The organism is Pseudomonas sp. TH34 (assembly GCF_016650865.1).
Taxonomy (GTDB): Bacteria; Pseudomonadota; Gammaproteobacteria; order Pseudomonadales; family Pseudomonadaceae; genus Aquipseudomonas; species Aquipseudomonas yamanorum.
On the sequence record NZ_JAEKFB010000020.1, the window covers coordinates 1 to 17552 of the forward strand.

The 17552-nt window shown below is 62.1% G+C and carries 12 protein-coding genes; 10 read left to right on the plus strand and 2 right to left on the minus strand.

Features of this window, described 5'->3' with window-relative positions:
* Positions 1–90 precede the first annotated feature (90 nt).
* The 6 genes from recC (at position 91) to JFU58_RS13455 (ending at position 11754) form a co-directional block, all read left to right on the plus strand.
* Positions 91–3540 carry an exodeoxyribonuclease V subunit gamma gene (gene recC, locus JFU58_RS13430; RefSeq protein ID WP_201140890.1) on the plus strand — a complete coding sequence of 1150 codons (3450 nt, stop codon included), beginning with the start codon at positions 91–93 and terminating at the stop codon, positions 3538–3540.
* Entirely contained in the window at positions 3537–7214 is a 3678-nt protein-coding gene (gene recB, locus JFU58_RS13435; RefSeq protein ID WP_201140891.1) for an exodeoxyribonuclease V subunit beta, read from the plus strand. Before recC ends, recB begins: the two co-directional genes overlap by 4 nt.
* Positions 7211–9262 carry an exodeoxyribonuclease V subunit alpha gene (gene recD / locus JFU58_RS13440; RefSeq protein WP_201140892.1) on the plus strand — a complete coding sequence of 684 codons (2052 nt, stop codon included), beginning with the start codon at positions 7211–7213 and terminating at the stop codon, positions 9260–9262. Before recB ends, recD begins: the two co-directional genes overlap by 4 nt.
* A 161-nt stretch (positions 9263–9423) precedes the next feature.
* A complete protein-coding gene (locus tag JFU58_RS13445; RefSeq protein WP_177071956.1) occupies positions 9424–9993 on the plus strand; it encodes a YfiR family protein in 570 nt (189 codons plus the stop codon).
* Complete coding sequence (locus JFU58_RS13450) at positions 9990–11258, plus strand: diguanylate cyclase domain-containing protein (protein ID WP_201140896.1); 1269 nt, start codon at positions 9990–9992, stop codon at positions 11256–11258. Before JFU58_RS13445 ends, JFU58_RS13450 begins: the two co-directional genes overlap by 4 nt.
* 4 nt (positions 11259–11262) lie before the next feature.
* A complete protein-coding gene (locus JFU58_RS13455) occupies positions 11263–11754 on the plus strand; it encodes an OmpA family protein (RefSeq protein ID WP_177071955.1) in 492 nt (163 codons plus the stop codon).
* Positions 11755–11889: 135 nt separating this feature from the next.
* Here the strand turns inward: JFU58_RS13455 and JFU58_RS13460 are convergent, their stop codons facing one another.
* Complete coding sequence (locus tag JFU58_RS13460) at positions 11890–12837, minus strand: LysR family transcriptional regulator (protein ID WP_093202147.1); 948 nt, start codon at positions 12835–12837, stop codon at positions 11890–11892.
* A 131-nt stretch (positions 12838–12968) separates the two neighbouring features.
* Between JFU58_RS13460 and JFU58_RS13465 the strand changes: the two genes are divergently transcribed.
* Positions 12969–14486 carry a CoA-acylating methylmalonate-semialdehyde dehydrogenase gene (locus JFU58_RS13465; RefSeq protein WP_201140897.1) on the plus strand — a complete coding sequence of 506 codons (1518 nt, stop codon included), beginning with the start codon at positions 12969–12971 and terminating at the stop codon, positions 14484–14486.
* 14 nt (positions 14487–14500) lie between these two features.
* The gene (gene mmsB / locus JFU58_RS13470; RefSeq protein WP_076013823.1) at positions 14501–15388 is read left to right on the plus strand and encodes a 3-hydroxyisobutyrate dehydrogenase; all 888 of its coding nucleotides are present in this window, start codon (positions 14501–14503) and stop codon (positions 15386–15388) included.
* 48 nt (positions 15389–15436) lie between these two features.
* On the opposite strand, the gene JFU58_RS13475 is transcribed toward mmsB, so the two are convergent.
* Complete coding sequence (locus JFU58_RS13475) at positions 15437–15781, minus strand: cupin domain-containing protein (RefSeq protein WP_003212331.1); 345 nt, start codon at positions 15779–15781, stop codon at positions 15437–15439.
* Between the two features lie 239 nt (positions 15782–16020).
* On the opposite strand from JFU58_RS13475, the gene kynB reads away from it, so the two are divergent.
* Both kynB and kynA read left to right on the plus strand, forming a co-directional pair.
* Entirely contained in the window at positions 16021–16671 is a 651-nt protein-coding gene (gene kynB, locus JFU58_RS13480; RefSeq protein ID WP_063033267.1) for an arylformamidase, read from the plus strand.
* Positions 16668–17525, plus strand: coding sequence for a tryptophan 2,3-dioxygenase (gene kynA, locus JFU58_RS13485; protein WP_063033266.1), 858 nt, complete (start codon positions 16668–16670; stop codon positions 17523–17525). The genes kynB and kynA overlap by 4 nt, the downstream gene beginning before the upstream one ends.
* Positions 17526–17552 lie beyond the last annotated feature (27 nt).

Consider the following 17552-nt stretch of genomic DNA (forward strand, 5'->3'; position numbering starts at 1 on the left):
AAAACATTCCGGCCGACCTCGCTTGCAGCTTGAAGCCGCCTTCAATGCTAAAGTCCATCCCTCGATTTTGCTTTTCCCAAGGAAGCCGTTATGCCGGATGCGACGTCCCTCAGTGCTGGATTCATGGTGGTTCACGGTAACCGCCTGGATGAGCTGCGCAGCCTGGTTGTCAGTTGGATGCGTCGTTACCCGCTGGCTCCCCTCGAAAACGAAATCGCCCTGGTACAAAGCAACGGCATTGCCCAATGGCTCAAACTGGCGCTGGCCGAAGACCCTGAAGCTGACGACATGGGCGGCTGCGGCATCGCTGCCGCAATCGACGTACAACTTCCCGGCAGCTTCATGTGGCAGCTCTATCGCATGGTCCTGGGCAAAGATGAAATCCCGGCCAAATCCCTGCTGGACAAAGCCCCACTGACCTGGCGTCTCATGCGCCTGCTCCCCGAACTGATCGACCAGCCCCACTTCGAGCCCCTGCAACGCTTCCTGACCCACGACACGGACCTACGCAAACGCTACCAACTGGCAGAACGCCTCGCCGACCTGTTCGACCAATACCAGGTCTACCGTGCCGACTGGCTGGAAGACTGGGCTGCCGGTCGCCATCAGTTACGCAACGGCCGTGGGGAATCCAAACCCCTGAGCCCAGCCAACTGCTGGCAAGCCGAACTATGGCGTGCCCTGCTGCTGGATGTCGGAGAGGAGGGCATGGCCCAGAGTCGTGCCGGTGTCCACCAGCGCTTTATCGAGCGCATCAACACCCTCGAAAAAGCCCCGGTTGGCCTGCCTTCCCGCGTGATCGTTTTCGGCATTTCTTCCCTGCCAGCCCAAGCCCTGGAAGCGCTCGCCGGCCTCGCCCGTTTCAGCCAAGTGCTGCTGTGCGTGCACAACCCATGTCGCCACCACTGGTCCGACATCGTCGCCGACAAAGACCTGCTCCGAAACGAATACAAACGCCAGGCCCGCAAAGCCGGAATGCCGGTCACCATCGATCCGCAGACCCTGCACCAGCACGCCCATCCGCTGCTCGCTGCCTGGGGCAAGCAAGGTCGCGACTACATCAACCTGTTGGACAGCTACGACGACCCCAACAGTTACCGCTCGGCATTCCGCGACGGCCGTATCGACCTGTTCAGCGAGAGCGAGCCCACCACCTTGCTCAACCAGCTCCAGGACGACATCCTCGAACTGCGCCCGCTCAACGAAACCCGCGAACTCTGGCCAAGCGTCGACCTGAAGCGCGACACTTCCATCCGCTTCCACATAGCCCACAGCGCCCAACGCGAAGTAGAAATTCTCCACGACCAGCTACTCCAGCGCTTCAGCGCCGACCCCACGCTACGTCCACGGGACGTCATCGTCATGGTCCCCGACGTCGACAGCTACGCGCCGCATATTCGTGCCGTATTCGGCCAACTTGATAGAAGCGACCTACGCTTCATTCCGTTCACACTGACAGACCAAGGCCAGCGCGGCCGCGACCCATTGCTGATCGCCGTCGAACACTTGCTCAAGCTCCCCGACAGCCGCTTCCCGGTCAGCGAAATCCTCGACCTGCTCGACGTCCCGGCCCTGCGCGAACGCTTCGGCATCAAGGAGCGCGACCTGCCGACCCTGCACCGCTGGATCGAGGGCGCAGGTATCCGCTGGGGCCTCAACGCCGAACAACGTGCGGGTCTCGGCTTGCCCCAGGAGCTGGAGCAAAACAGCTGGCGTTTCGGCCTGCGCCGCATGCTCCTGGGCTACGCCGTCGGTACGGGATCTGCCTGCGACGGCATCGAGCCTTACGATGAAATCGGCGGCCTCGACGCTGCCTTGATCGGCCCGCTGGTCGCGCTGCTCGACGCACTGCACGACGCCCACCAGGCACTGTCACAACCCGCCGTGCCAACAGAATGGGGCGAGCGCCTGCAAAACCTGATTCAGCTGTTTTTCCTCCCGAGCAACGAGCACGACGACTACCTCCTGGGCCAACTCGAGCAACTGAGAGAAACCTGGCTGGAGACCTGCGAGTCCGTTGGCTTGCACGACGAGCTACCCCTGACCGTAGTCCGTGAGGCCTGGCTGGCAGGGCTCGACCAGGGCCGACTGTCCCAGCGCTTCCTCGCAGGTGCTGTCAATTTTTGCACCCTGATGCCCATGCGTGCGATCCCGTTCAAGCTGGTGTGCCTGCTGGGCATGAATGACGGCGACTACCCGCGCGCGCAACCGCCGTTGGACTTCGACCTGATGGGCAGCGACTACCGCCCAGGTGATCGATCACGGCGCGAAGACGACCGCTACCTGCTGCTCGAAGCCCTGCTCTCGGCCCGCGACCAACTCTACATCAGTTGGGTCGGCCGCAGCATCCGCGACAACAGTGATCGTCCGGCATCCGTCCTGATCGGCCAGTTGCGCGACCACATCGCCAGTGGTTGGCACACCACCAGTGGCGACCCCCTCCTGGAAGCCACCACCCAGGAACACCCGCTCCAGCCCTTCAGCGCCCGCTATTTCCACGAAGGTGACGAGCTGTTCAGCTACGCCCGCGAATGGCAGTTGCTCCACGCAACCCCGGACAGCCTGCCCGATACCGGCAGCCTCGCACCCTACATCCAGGAAGAACCGCTGAGCCTCGGCCAACTACAGGACTTCTTGCGCAACCCGGTCAAACACTTCTTCAGCCAGCGCCTGAAAGTGTTTTTCGAAGCCGCCGAAGTTCCGCTGGAAGATGAAGAACCCTTCGTCCTCGACGCACTGCAGCGCTATAGCTTGAGCGACAGCTTGCTCACGGCCGCACTCACGCGCCCCGACAACCTCGACGAAGCCCTCAACGCCCAGGCCCTGCGCCTGCAAGGCAGTGGCTTGTTGCCGATGGTTGGTTTCGGCGAATGCCTGCGTAAAGAACTGATAGAACCTTTGCCTGATCTGCTGCAACGTTACCAGCAGCTCCTGGCCCTTTGGCCCACCCCGCACACCAGCGCCGAGCCGATCAGTTTTGAGCATCAGGGCATCCAGCTGGAAGGTTGGATCAGCGGCCTGCATCAACGCGGCGACGGCAGCTTTCTAAGCGTCACCGCCATCCCCAACAGCATCGGCTCGATCAAGACCCGCAAGTGGCATCGCCTGATTCGCCCGTGGGTGAACCACTTGGTGGCTTGCGCTTGCGGCCTCCCGCTAAGTACCGGCCTGGTCGCCAGCGATGACACGCTGCTATTGGCCCCGCTGGAGCAAGCCACCGCCCAGGAACTCCTCGTCAACCTGTTGCTCGCGTGGAAAACCGGCATGAGCGAACCACTGCCGATCGCCGTTAAAACAGCGTTCGCCTGGCTCGGCCAAACCGACCCGGCCAAAGCGCAAGCCGCCGCCAGCAAAGCCTACGAAGGCGACGGCCAAACCACTGACGGCGAGCGCCGTGAAAGTCCCGCGCTCACCCGCCAGTTCCCCGACTACGCTGCCTTGATGGCCAGCGAAGAGTTCGAAGGCTGGTGCGAAACCCTCTATCGACCGTTGATCAACGCCCCCTGGCGATCACTCACCAGCGCGGAGGCCAGCGCATGAGCGGCACAAAACCCCTGGCCTTGGCGTTCCCGCTTAAAGGCAGCCAACTGATCGAGGCCAGTGCCGGCACGGGCAAGACGTTCACCATCTCGGCGCTCTACCTGCGTCTGGTACTCGGCCACGGCGGTGACGAATCGGGCTTCGGCCGCGAGTTGCTGCCGCCGCAAATTCTCGTCGTGACCTTCACCGATGCCGCCACCAAAGAGCTACGCGAACGTATCCGTATCCGCCTGGCCGAAGCCGCGCGTTTTTTCCGCGAAGAAATCGAAGAGCCCGATGCACTGATCGCCGAACTGCGCGACCAATACAGCCCCGAACAATGGCCAGGCTGCGCCAATCGCCTGGATATCGCTGCCCAATGGATGGACGAAGCCGCCGTCTCGACCATCCACAGTTGGTGCCAGCGCATGCTGCGCGAACACGCTTTCGACAGCGGCAGCCTGTTCACACAGACCCTGGAAACCGACCACAGCGACCTGCTCGGCGAAGTGCTGCGCGACTACTGGCGCCTGTTCTGCTACCCGATGCATGACGATGCATTGAACTGGGTGCGCAACAACTGGGGCGGCCCGGCAGCGCTGATGCCACGGGTACGCGCGTTGTTCAACAGCGAGCGGCCCATGGATGAAACTCGCGACCCCGCCGAGCTGATCAACGAATGCCTACAAGAACGCCGCCAAGCCCTCGTCGCGCTCAAGGCGCCCTGGCAACAATGGGCAGAAGAGTTGCGCAACATTTGCCTCCAGGCCGTCGCTGCCAAAGCCGTCGATGGTCGCAAGATGCAAGCGCGTTACTTCGAGCCCTGGTTTGAAAAAATCACCGCCTGGGCGGCTGATGAATCCCTTGAGCAACTGGACATCGGCACTGGTTTCACCCGCCTGACGCCAGACGGCATGGCCGAAGCCTGGAAAGGCGAACTACCACGCCATCCGGGTATCGATGCCATGGCCAGCCTCAAGGCCAGCCTCGACGCCCTGCCAACGCCGGATGCCGCCGTGCTGCAACACGCCGCCGGCTGGGTAGGAAAACGCTTCGAAGAAGAAAAGCGCCGGCGCGCCGAAATGGGCTTCGACGACATGCTGATCCGCCTCAACGCCGCCCTGCAAGCCGACGGCGGCGAGCGCCTGGCCAGTGTAATCCGCGAGCAATTCCCGGTCGCCCTGATCGATGAATTCCAGGACACCGACCCGGTGCAATACAGCATCTTCGACAGCATCTACCGCATCGAAGAAAACCACCTCGACAGCGGCCTGTTCCTGATCGGCGACCCGAAGCAGGCGATCTACGCCTTCCGTGGTGCCGACATCTACACCTATCTGCGGGCGCGCCAATCCACCACCGGCCGCCATCACACCCTGGGCACCAACTTCCGTTCGAGCCACGCCATGGTCGAGGCGGTAAATCATGTGTTTCAGCGCGCAGAAAAAGGCCGTGGCGCGTTCCTGTTCCGCGAACCCGACGGTACGAATCCGGTGCCGTTCCAGTCGGTATTGTCTCAAGGCCGCAAGGAACAACTGCAGGTCAACGGTCAGACGTTGCCCGCGCTGAACCTCTGGCACCTGCCCACCGACCAGCCGATCTCCAACGTGCTCTACCGCCAACAGCTGGCCGCGACCTGCGCCAGCCAAATCGTTGCATTACTCAACGGCGGCCAGCAGGGAGCTGCGGGATTCCTGGGCAAAGACGGTAGCTTCAAAGGCGTTCTGCCGTCGGACATCGCCATCCTGGTGCGCGATGGCAAGGAAGCCCAAGCTGTGCGCAGTGAGTTGGCTGCCCGTGGCGTACGCAGCGTTTACTTGTCCGATAAAGACTCGGTGTTCGCCGCCCAGGAAGCCCACGACCTGCTGGCCTGGCTCAAAGCCTGCGCCGAGCCGGACGTCGAGCGCCCGCTGCGCGCCGCCTTGGCCTGCGTCACCTTGAACCTGTCACTACCCGAATTGGAGCGTCTGAACCAGGACGAACTGGCGTGGGAAAAACGCGTGATGCAGTTCCGCGACTACCGCACGATCTGGCGCACCCAAGGCGTGCTACCGATGCTGCGCCGCCTGCTGCACGACTTCAAATTGCCGCAAACCCTGATCACCCGCAGCGATGGCGAGCGGGTACTGACCAACCTGCTGCACCTCTCGGAATTGCTGCAACAGGCGGCCGCGGAGCTGGACGGCGAGCAGGCATTGATTCGCCATCTGGCCGAACATCTCGCGCTCTCCGGTCAGGCCGGTGAAGAGCAGATCCTGCGCCTGGAAAGCGATGAGCAACTGGTCAAAGTAGTGACGATCCACAAGTCCAAGGGACTGGAGTACGACCTGGTCTTCCTGCCGTTTATTTGCTCGGCAAAGCCGGTGGACGGCAGCCGCTTGCCATTGCATTACCACGACGCAAACGGCAAATCCCAAGTCAGCCTCAAGCCCACCGCCGAGCTGATCGCCCAAGCCGATGACGAGCGCCTGGCCGAAGACCTGCGACTGTTTTACGTGGCATTGACCCGCGCCAAACACGCTTGCTGGTTGGGGATCGCAGACCTGAAGCGCGGCAATAACAACAGCTCGGTGTTGCACCTGTCGGCCTTGGGCTACCTGCTCGGCGGCGGTGCTTCACTGGGCGAGTCCGCCGGCCTGACCCGCTGGCTGCTCGACCTGCAGGAAGGTTGCCCTGCGCTGCATTACTCAGAGATGCCCGAAGCCGATGCGGTCATCTTCCACCCGCCGCGCAACGAAGCCACTTTGCTTGCGCCGCTGCTACCCAAACGCAAGGCGGCAGAAAACTGGTGGATCGCTTCCTACAGTGCTCTGCGCATCGGCGAAAGCATGAGCGCCGCCAGCCTCGAAGCACCGGAAAGCCCACAAGCGCAGAAGCTGTTCGACGACGAACGCCTCGACCCGGACGCACCGCGAGAAGTGCCAGCTTCCGGCGGCGATATTCACCGTTTCCCACGCGGGCCAAACCCCGGCACCTTCCTCCATGGTCTGCTGGAATGGGCGGGCGGCGAAGGCTTCGACGTCACCCCCGAAGCCATCGAAGATGCGGTCGCTCGCCGCTGTAACCGGCGTGGATGGGAAGGCTGGATCGGCACCCTCGGCGGCTGGCTCGGGCACCTGTTGCAAGCCCGGCTGCCGCTGGGCAACGGGCAGATGGCCCTTAGCGAGTTGCAGCACTACCAGATCGAAATGGAATTCTGGTTCGCCAGTCACAAGGTCGACGTCCTGGCACTCGACAAACTGGTGTGCCAGCACACTCACAATGGCGTATCCCGCGTGTCGGCTGAACCTGTGCTGCTCAACGGCATGTTCAAGGGCTTTATCGACCTGACGTTCGAGCACGAAGGCCGTTACTACGTGGCTGACTACAAATCCAACTGGCTCGGTCCCGACGATTCGGCCTACACACAACAGGCCATGGAACTGTCGATCCTCGATCATCGTTACGACCTGCAATATGTCCTTTACCTGCTGGCCCTGCATCGCCAGCTTAAGGCTCGCCTGCCGGATTACGACTACGACCGCCACGTCGGTGGCGCGTTGTACCTGTTCTTGCGTGGCACCCATTCCGCGAGCCAGGGCGCGTATTTCACCCGTCCGCCCCGGGAATTGATCGAAGGCCTGGACCTGCTGTTCCAAGGCAAACCGCTACCACCCAAGGCCGAGCCCGCCTGGGAACAAGGAGAGCTGCTATGAGCCTGTCGCCGTTACCGCTTGAGGAGTTGACGCCCCTCAGTCGCGCCGCCGACCTGGTGCAATTGCTCGATCTCTGGGTGCAGCGCGGCTGGTTGCGTGCGTTGGATAAAGCCTTCGTCGGCTTCCTCCATGAGCTTGATCCCCAGGCTGATCCTTTGGTGTTGCTGGCCGCAGCCCTGACCAGTCACCAACTGGGCCATGGCCACGTGTGCCTGGACCTGTTCGAAACCCTCAAGGCGCCGGACTTTGCTCTGTCGCTGCCGCCCGAAGGCGATGCGCAAACCGGCGTCATGCTGTTGCCATCGCAATTACTCGACGGCCTGGATGGCGCTCACTGGTGCCACGCCCTGGCCGCCAGTCGTCTGGTGGCACTGTCCGTCGACGGCAGCGAGGACGCGCAAAGCCGGCCACTGGTGCTGTCGGGCAAACGCCTGTATTTGCGCCGCTACTGGACTTACGAGCGACGTATCGATAGCGCTTTGCGCCTGCGACTCGCCACCCGGGAAAGCGTTGCCGCCGATCTGCCTGAACGCCTGAATCGCCTGTTCGACCAAGCCCCGCCGGACGGCGTTGTCGACTGGCAAAAACTCGCCTGCGCCCTGGCCACCCGCGGTGCATTCAGCATCGTCACCGGCGGCCCGGGCACCGGCAAGACCACCACGGTGGTGCGCTTGCTCGCGCTGTTGCAGGCACCCGCGGTAGAGAACGGCAGCGCGTTGCGCATCCGCCTGGCGGCACCTACCGGCAAGGCGGCCGCGCGCTTGACCGAGTCCATCAGCCAGCAAGTGCTGTCGCTGAAAGTGCCGGATGCGGTGAAGGAAAAAATCCCGACCCAGGTAACCACCGTTCACCGGTTGCTGGGCAGCCGGCCCGGCACCCGACACTTCCGACATCACATCGGCAATCCGTTGCCCCTGGATGTGCTGGTGGTAGACGAAGCCTCGATGATCGACCTGGAAATGATGGCCAACCTGCTGGATGCCTTACCACCCCATGCCCGTCTCGTGCTGCTGGGCGACAAGGACCAGTTGGCCTCGGTTGAAGCCGGTGCGGTGCTGGGTGATTTGTGCCGCGATGCCGAAGCCGGTTTCTACAGCCCGCAAACCCGCCAGTGGCTGCAACAGGTCAGCGGCGAAGACCTCGGCGCCAGCGGCTTGCAGGAAGACCTCGACGGTAGCCACCCCTTGGCGCAACAAGTGGTGATGCTGCGTTACTCGCGGCGTTTCGGCGAAGGCAGCGGCATCGGCCAATTGGCCCGTTGGGTCAACCAGCAAAACCCTGAACAGGCCCGCAAATTGCTGGCCGCCCGCAGCCATGCCGATCTGTTTTGCGTCAGCCTCAAGGGCGAGCACGACCATGCCCTGGAGCGCCTGGTGCTGGACGGCCATGGTGAAGGTGCCCTCGGTTATCGCTATTACCTGAAGCTGCTGCAGACGGCGCGTCCGTCCCTCGACACTCCACGGGATGACGAAGCCTGGACGCTCTGGGCGCAAAAGCTGCTGAAAGCCTTCGATGCATTCCAGTTGCTCTGCGCCGTACGCAAGGGCCCGTGGGGTGTCGAGGGCTTGAACCTGCGCATCACCGCCGCGCTGCTAAGGGCCCGGCTGATCGACAACGACCAGCAATGGTACGAAGGGCGCCCGGTGTTGATGACCCGCAACGATTACGGCCTGGGCCTGATGAACGGCGACATCGGCATCGCCCTGAAACTGCCCGAGAGCGACGGTGGGCCGCAGGTGCTGCGCGTGGCGTTCCCGCGTAACGATGGGCAGGGCGGCGTGCGCTTTGTGCTGCCAAGCCGGCTTAACGATGTGGAAACCGTTTATGCGATGACGGTGCACAAATCTCAGGGCTCTGAGTTCACCCACACCGCACTGATTCTGCCGGATGCCCTGAACCCGGTGCTTACCAAAGAATTGATCTACACCGGTATCACCCGGGCCAAGGACTGGTTCAGCCTGATCGAACCCCGAGGGGGCGTATTTGAAGAGGCGGTGAGTCGCAAGGTGAAGCGCTTGAGTGGACTGATGCTGGAACTGGGCACTTGATCGATAAAGAAGCTGACCGATGGGTCATCTAAATTTTCTGATCCAAATGTGTGATTTTTCTTAATAAAATGTCGGAATCCTCCTGGGTGTCGCCTCGGGGGTTTTCCGCCGTTGTGCTATCGTTGCGGCATCATCCCGAGAAGATCAAAGAGAATCGCTGCATGAACGTGGCTGTCTCGCCCACAGAGCGAAGTTTGAGCTGGAGACGAATGCTGCTGTTGGCGCTTCTGTGGATCTTCACGCCTCTCGCTTTTGCCCAGCCCCTCGCCGGCATGGCTGATCAGCGAGCCAAGTCGGTCACGCAGGTGGTCCTCGGAATCCTCAGTTACGCCCGTTGGCCGGTAGAACCCGCCCAATTGCGCCTGTGCATCGTCGGGCCGACCCAATACACCGATGACCTGGTCAAAGGCACCACCCAGGCTACCGGCCGTCCGGTAGTGGTCCAGCGTTTGCTGGCTGACCATCCGGACATCGCCAATGCCTGCGATGCCGTTTACATCGGCCAATTGGCCAGCGATGAGCGCAGCCGCCTGTTCGCATCACTGATCGGCCATCCGGTGCTCAGCATCAGCGAAGGCGGCGATCAATGCACCGTGGGCAGCCTGTTCTGCCTACGGGTGGCCGACGAGCAGGTGTCGTTCGAGGTCAACCTTGACTCGGTTGCCCGCAGCGGTGTGCGCATTCATCCGAGCGTACTGCAACTTTCCCGACGTCGAGCGCCGGGGTCATGAGTATCAATAAAGGGCCAGTGCGGCCTACCTTGCGTTCGGTGATCGGGCGTGGGCACCTGAGCCTGGCGCTGCTGGCAGTCGGTATGGCGAGTATTTCCCTGACCCTGCTCGGCGTGCTCGCGCTACGGGTGTATGCCGACCACAACCTGCACCTGATCGCCCGCTCCATCAACTACACCGTGGAAGCGGCGGTGGTGTTCAACGACAGCGCGGCGGCCACTGAAGCATTGGCCGTGATTGCCTCAGAAGAAGAGGTGGCCGAGGCCGAAGTCTTCAACGTTGAAGGCAAGCAACTGGCACATTGGGAGCGCCCGGAAACCGGGATGCTGTCGATGATTGAGCTTCAGTTGGCGCATGCCTTGCTCGAGCAGCCCATCACCCAGCCGATCCTGCACCAGGGCCAGGTCATCGGCAGCGTGCACCTGACAGGCCACGGCGGCAGCCTATTGCGCTTCCTGCTCAGCGGCCTCGCCGGGATCCTGGTGTGCACCGCCCTCAGCGCCTGGGTTGCACTGTACCTGGCGCGGCGTCTGTTACGCGGCATCACGGGGCCGTTGCACAGCCTGGCCTCGGTGGCCCACGCCGCCCGCAGCGAGCGAGCGTTTGACCGGCGCGTACCGCCGGCGAAAATCGCCGAACTCGACAGCCTGGGCAACGACTTCAATGCCTTGCTCGACGAACTGGAGGCCTGGCAGACCCACCTGCAAAGCGAAAACGAAACCCTCGCCCACCAGGCCAGCCACGACAGCCTGACCGGTCTGCCCAACCGTGCGTTTTTCGAAGGCCGGCTGATCCGCGCCTTGCGCAGCGCCGCCAAGCTCAACGAGAAAGTGGCGGTATTGTTCCTGGACAGCGACCGCTTCAAAGACATCAACGACAACTTCGGCCATGCCGCTGGCGATGCGGTATTGGTGGCAGTGGCCACGCGCATTCGTGCGCAACTGCGCGAAGACGATCTGGTGGCACGCCTGGGCGGCGATGAGTTCGCCATCTTGCTGTCACCTCTGCACAGGCTCGAGGACGCCCAGCGCATTGCCGAAAAAATCATCGCCAGCATGGACGCGCCCATTGCGCTGCCCGGCGACGCCCACGTATTGACCTCACTCAGTATCGGCATCGCCGTCTACCCTGATCATGGCGCCACCCCCGGTAACCTGCTCAACGCCGCCGACGCGGCGATGTACCAGGCCAAACGGCTCTCCCAGGGTGGTCAGCAAACGGCGGAATCCGAGTCTCCCGCCGCCAACGTTCAACACAGGAGTTGATCCCTTGTTCTCGACCACACGCTTTTTATTCATCACCTTGCTCGTGGCCTTGCTCGCCCTGAGTGGCTGCCAGACACCGCCGCCCAAAGGCCTGACACCGGCGCAAATCGCCGTGCTCAAACAGCAAGGCTTCGAACTGACTGACGAGGGCTGGGCCTTCGGCCTGTCGGGCAAGGTACTGTTTGGCAGCGATGTCGAAAGCCTGAATGCCCCCAGCACCGAGATCGTCCAGCGCATCGGCAAGGCGCTGATGGGTGTGGGTATTGAACGCGTGCGGGTTGACGGTCACACCGACGCCTCGGGCAAGGAAACCTACAACCAGCAACTTTCCCTGCGCCGGGCCAAAAGCGTCGCGCACGTGTTGGCAGGCGTTGGCATGAAGGAGGAAAACGTACAACTGCGCGGGCTGGGCAGCAGCGAGCCGGTGGCGTCCAACGCGACAGCGGCGGGGCGCACCGAGAATCGCCGGGTGTCGATTGTGGTAATTGCGGACTAGTCTGGCTTTCGGGCAATTCGAGTTGGAATGCAATCAATGTGGGAGCCGGGCTTGTCCGCGATAGCGGTGTATCAGTTGATGTATTGGGTGACTGACACACTGCTATCGCGGGCAAGCCCGGCTCCCACAGTTTATTTAATCCGCAAACACCATCTCCCGCGTTTCCCCCATCAACAGCGGCTGATTCTGCTCCGTCACCTCACGGATGTAATCCCACAGCAGGGTGATCCGTTTCAACTTCCTCAAATCCTCGCGGCAGTACATCCAGAACTGCCGCGTAATGTTGATCTCCTTGCCCAGCACCGGCAGCAACCGCGGATCCTGCGCTGCCAAAAAGCACGGCAGGATCGCCAGCGAGCGCCCTTGCTGCGCCGCCACGTACTGCGCAATCACGCTGGTACTGCGTAAGCTCGCGCTGGCGCCGGGCACCACGTTGGCCAGGTACAGCAGCTCTGAACTGAACGCCAAATCATCCACGTAGCTGATAAACGGATGCTCGGCCAGGTCCGCTGCGCGCTGGATGGGCGGGTGCTGGTCCAGGTATTCCTGGGTCGCGTACAACTGCAGCTTGTAGTCGCACAGTTTGCAGCACACGTAGGGCCCATGCTCCGGCCGCTCAAGAGCAATGACGATATCCGCCTCGCGCTTGGACAGGCTGATGAAGTGGGGCAGGGGCAGGATGTCCACGGAGATCGCCGGGTAGGTGTCGACGAAGTGGCTCAGTTGCGGGGTGACGAAGAAGCTGCCGAAACCCTCGGTGCAGCCCATGCGCACGTGGCCTGACAACGCCACGCCGGAGCCGGAAACCTGTTCGCAGGCCATGTGCAAGGTGCTTTCGATGGACTCGGCGTAACCCAGCAGACGCTGGCCTTCGGTGGTCAATACGAAGCCGTTGGTCCGGGATTTTTCAAACAGCAGAGTGCCCAAGGATCCTTCAAGGGAGGTAATGCGCCGCGACACGGTGGTGTAGTCCACCGCCAGGCGCTTGGCGGCGACGCTGGCCTTGCGGGTGCGGGCGACTTCGAGGAAAAACTTCAGGTCATCCCAGTTCAGGGAGCCTAGTGACGTGATGTTTTTTTGCATATTGGACCGGCTTTTATGTGCGTTCTTATTAGAAGTTTGCACATCTATACTCCAAAAACAGTCCGAACGCCTCATCCTCAAGGCGATTCAACGCCTTGGTTCTCTGCATACCTACAAGAATTGGAGACCACATGAACGCATCTGCCGATATTTCCGTGCAACAGGCCAAGCTGCTGATCAACGGCGAGTGGGTCGAGTCCAAGACCACCGAATGGCAAGACATCGTCAACCCCGCTACCCAGCAAGTACTGGCCCGTGTGCCGTTTTCCACCCCCGCAGAAGTCAACGCTGCCATTGACGCCGCCCATCGCGCCTTCCAGACCTGGAAGCTGACGCCGATCGGTGCGCGCATGCGCATCATGCTCAAGTTGCAAGCCTTGATCCGCGAGCACTCCAAGCGCATCGCCGTGGTCCTTAGCGCCGAGCAGGGCAAGACCATTGCCGACGCGGAAGGCGATATTTTCCGTGGCCTGGAAGTGGTCGAGCATGCGTGCTCCATCGGCACCCTGCAGATGGGCGAATTCGCTGAAAACGTCGCGGGCGGTGTGGATACCTACACCCTGCGCCAGCCGATCGGCGTGTGCGCGGGCATCACCCCGTTCAACTTCCCGGCGATGATTCCGCTGTGGATGTTCCCGATGGCCATTGCCTGCGGTAACACCTTCGTACTGAAACCTTCTGAGCAGGATCCGCTGTCGACCCTGCTGCTGGTTGAGCTAGCGCTCGAAGCCGGCGTGCCAGCCGGTGTGCTGAACGTGGTTCACGGCGGCAAGGATGTGGTGGATGCGTTGTGCACCCACAAAGACATCAAGGCGGTATCCTTCGTCGGTTCGACCGCCGTGGGGACTCACGTCTACGACCTTGCCGGTAAACACGGCAAGCGCGTGCAATCGATGATGGGCGCCAAGAACCACGCCGTGGTGCTGCCGGACGCCAATCGCGAGCAAACCCTGAACGCCCTGGTCGGTGCCGGTTTCGGCGCGGCCGGCCAGCGTTGCATGGCGACTTCCGTGGTGGTGCTGGTGGGCGCGGCCAAGCAATGGCTGCCGGACCTCAAGGCCCTGGCGCAAAAACTCAAGGTGAATGCCGGCAGCGAAGCCGGTACCGATGTGGGCCCGGTGATCTCCAAGCGCGCCAAGGCACGTATTCTCGACCTGATCGAAAGCGGCGTGAAAGAAGGTGCCAAGTTGGAACTGGATGGCCGTGGCATCAAGGTTCCAGGTTTCGAGGACGGCAACTTCGTCGGCCCCACCCTGTTCTCCGGCGTGACCACCGACATGCAGATCTACACCCAGGAAATCTTCGGCCCGGTGCTGGTGGTGCTGGAGGTCGACACCCTCGACCAAGCCATCGCCCTGGTCAACGCCAACCCGTTCGGCAACGGCACCGGCCTGTTCACCCAGAGCGGCGCGGCGGCGCGTAAGTTCCAGAGCGAAATCGACGTCGGTCAGGTCGGCATCAACATCCCGATCCCCGTGCCAGTGCCGTTCTTCAGCTTTACCGGTTCCCGTGGTTCGAAACTCGGCGACCTGGGCCCGTACGGCAAGCAAGTGGTGCAGTTCTATACCCAGACCAAGACCGTCACCAGCCGCTGGTTCGACGACGACAGCGTCAACGATGGCGTCAACACCACCATCAACCTGCGCTGATCGAGGAGACGACCATGAAGATTGCATTTATCGGCCTGGGCAACATGGGCGCGCCGATGGCGCGCAACCTGATCAAGGCCGGCCATGCGCTGAACCTGTTTGACCTGAACCAGACCGTGCTCAAGGAACTGGCCGAACTGGGCGGCACCATCAGCGCCTCACCGCGCGCGGCAGCAGAAGGCGCCGAGCTGGTAGTGACCATGCTCCCGGCTGCGGCCCATGTGCGCAGCGTATGGCTCGGTGAAGATGGCGTGCTGGCCGGCATCGGCAAAGGCGTGCCAGCGGTGGATTGCAGCACCATCGACCCGCAGACCGCCCGCGATGTAGCCGCGGCGGCAGCAAAACAAGGCGTGGTGATGGCCGATGCCCCGGTGTCCGGCGGCACCGGCGGTGCCCAGGCCGGGACGCTGACCTTCATGGTCGGCGCCACGCCGGAACTGTTCGCCACTCTGCAACCGGTATTGGCGCAGATGGGCCGTAACATCGTCCATTGCGGCGAAGTCGGCACCGGGCAAATCGCCAAGATCTGCAACAACCTGCTGCTGGGTATCACCATGGTCGGCGTCAGCGAAGCCATGGCCCTGGGCGATGCGCTGGGTATCGACACCCAAGTGCTGGCGGGAATTATCAACAGTTCCACCGGACGCTGCTGGAGTTCGGACACCTATAACCCATGGCCCGGGATTATCGAAACGGCCCCGTCGTCCCGGGGTTATACCGGTGGGTTTGGTGCGGAACTGATGCTCAAGGACCTTGGGCTGGCCACTGAAGCCGCCCGCCAGGCGCACCAGCCGGTGATCCTCGGCGCAGTGGCGCAGCAGTTGTATCAATCGATGAGCCAGCGTGGGGAAGGGGGCAAGGACTTCTCGGCGATCATCAACAGCTATCGCAAGCCCCAATAGGGGATTTTCCGGGAACCCGCCTCAAGCGGGTTCCCGGGTTTTTGGCCGTCAGGCAAACACAAAATACTTACGCACCGTCTCGACCACTTCCCACGTCCCCTTCATCCCCGGCTCCACCACAAAGATATCCCCAGCTCGCAAATGGATCGGCTCCAGGCCGTCCGGGGTGATCACGCAGTAGCCTTCCTGAAAGTGGCAGTATTCCCACTTCACATACTCCACCCGCCATTTGCCGGGGGTGCAGATCCAGGTGCCCATGATCTTGCTGCCGTCCTCGCTGGTGTAGGCATTGAGGTTGACGGTGTGGGGGTCGCCTTCGAGTTTTTCCCATTTGCAGGCGTCCAGCACCGGCAGTGGGTGGGTGTCGCGCAGTACGGTGATCGGCTTGGACATGATGATTCCGAGGCAGTGGAAGGGAGTCCGAACCCTATCGCCTTGGGCGGCCCACCAGTGGTCTGAACTCGACATCGGGATGCCCAGAAGCGCAGGCGCGCGGATTGAAACATCCAATCACCAATCAGCCATTTCCTCGCAGTAAGTGCGAAAGATTTCCCGCTTTGCGCTGGAATTCGCAAGAATATTTACAGCTGGCCCTCGTATCATTCACCCCAGTAACGACCGAGAGCCTTGAAATGAATCCAATAAAAACGTGGTGGGACATCAGCCCGCCCTTGAGCACCGCGACCCCGACCTGGCCGGGTGATACGCCGTTTCAGGAAGAGCGGGTCTGGCAGTTCGGCCCCGAGTGCCCGGTGAATGTCGGACGCATCACCCTGTCGCCCCACACCGGCGCCCATGTGGACGCGCCGTTGCACTACAGCGCTGACGGTGCGCCCATCGGTGAAGTGTCCCTGGATGTGTACATGGGCCCGTGTCGGGTGCTGTATTGCCTGGACAGCGGCGCGCTGGTGCAGCCACATCAACTGGAAGGCCGCCTGGAGAACCTGCCGGAGCGTGTGCTGCTGCGCACTTATCAACAGGCGCCACTGGATACCTGGGATTCGAATTTCACCGCCGTCGCCCCGCAAACCGTCGAGCTGCTGGCCAACCTCGGTGTGCGCCTGATCGGCATCGACACGCCGTCCCTGGACCCGCAGCAGTCCAAGACCATGGATTCCCACAACGCCGTCGCCCGTCGTGGCATGGCGATTCTCGAAGGCATCGTCCTCGACGACGTACCGGAGGGCGATTACGAGTTGATCGCGCTGCCGCTGCGTTTCGCCAACCTCGATGCCAGTCCGGTACGAGCCATTCTCCGCCCGCTCAAGGAGCCCACGCGATGAGCCAGTGTCCTTTCTCCCCTGACTACCAGCCGCCGGAAGAATGGCATAACGCCGAGCTGAATTTTTCCGAGTCCATGAGCTATGGCGACTACCTGGACCTGGGCAAAGTGCTCAGCGCCCAGCACCCGCTGTCGCCGGACCACAACGAGATGCTGTTTATCATCCAGCACCAGACCTCCGAGCTGTGGATGAAACTGATGCTCCACGAACTCAAGGCCGCCCGCGAACACGTGCGCCTGGGTGAGTTGCCACCGGCGTTCAAAATGCTGGCGCGGGTGTCGCGGATCTTTGACCAACTGGTGCACGCCTGGGCAGTGCTGGCGACCATGACGCCGTCGGAGTACAAGTCGATTCGCCCGTACCTGGGCCAGTCGTCGGGCTTCCAGTCGTTCCAGTACCGGGAAATCGAATTCATCCTTGGCAATAAAAGCGCGGCGCTGTTGCGGCCCCACGCCCATCGTCCGGACCTGTTGAACGAGCTGAAAGTGGCGATTGCCACGCCGTCGCTGTATGACGAGGCGATCAACCTGATGGCCAAGGCCGGCCTGGCGATCGACCCCAAGCGCGCCGAACGCGACCCGACGGCGCCGACGGTTCACGATGAATCCGTGGAGGCAGCGTGGCGCGAGGTTTATCGCGACCCGAGCCGTTATTGGGACCTGTACCAACTGGCCGAAAAATTTATCGACCTGGAAGATTCCTTCCGTCAGTGGCGCTTCCGCCATGTCACCACGGTGGAGCGGATTATCGGTTTCCAGCCAGGTACGGGCGGCACCGAAGGCGTGGGCTACCTGCGCAAGATGCTCGACACCGTGCTGTTCCCCGAGCTGTGGCGAGTGCGTTCCACGCTGTAATCAAGGCCCAACAAAAAGCCCCGGTAC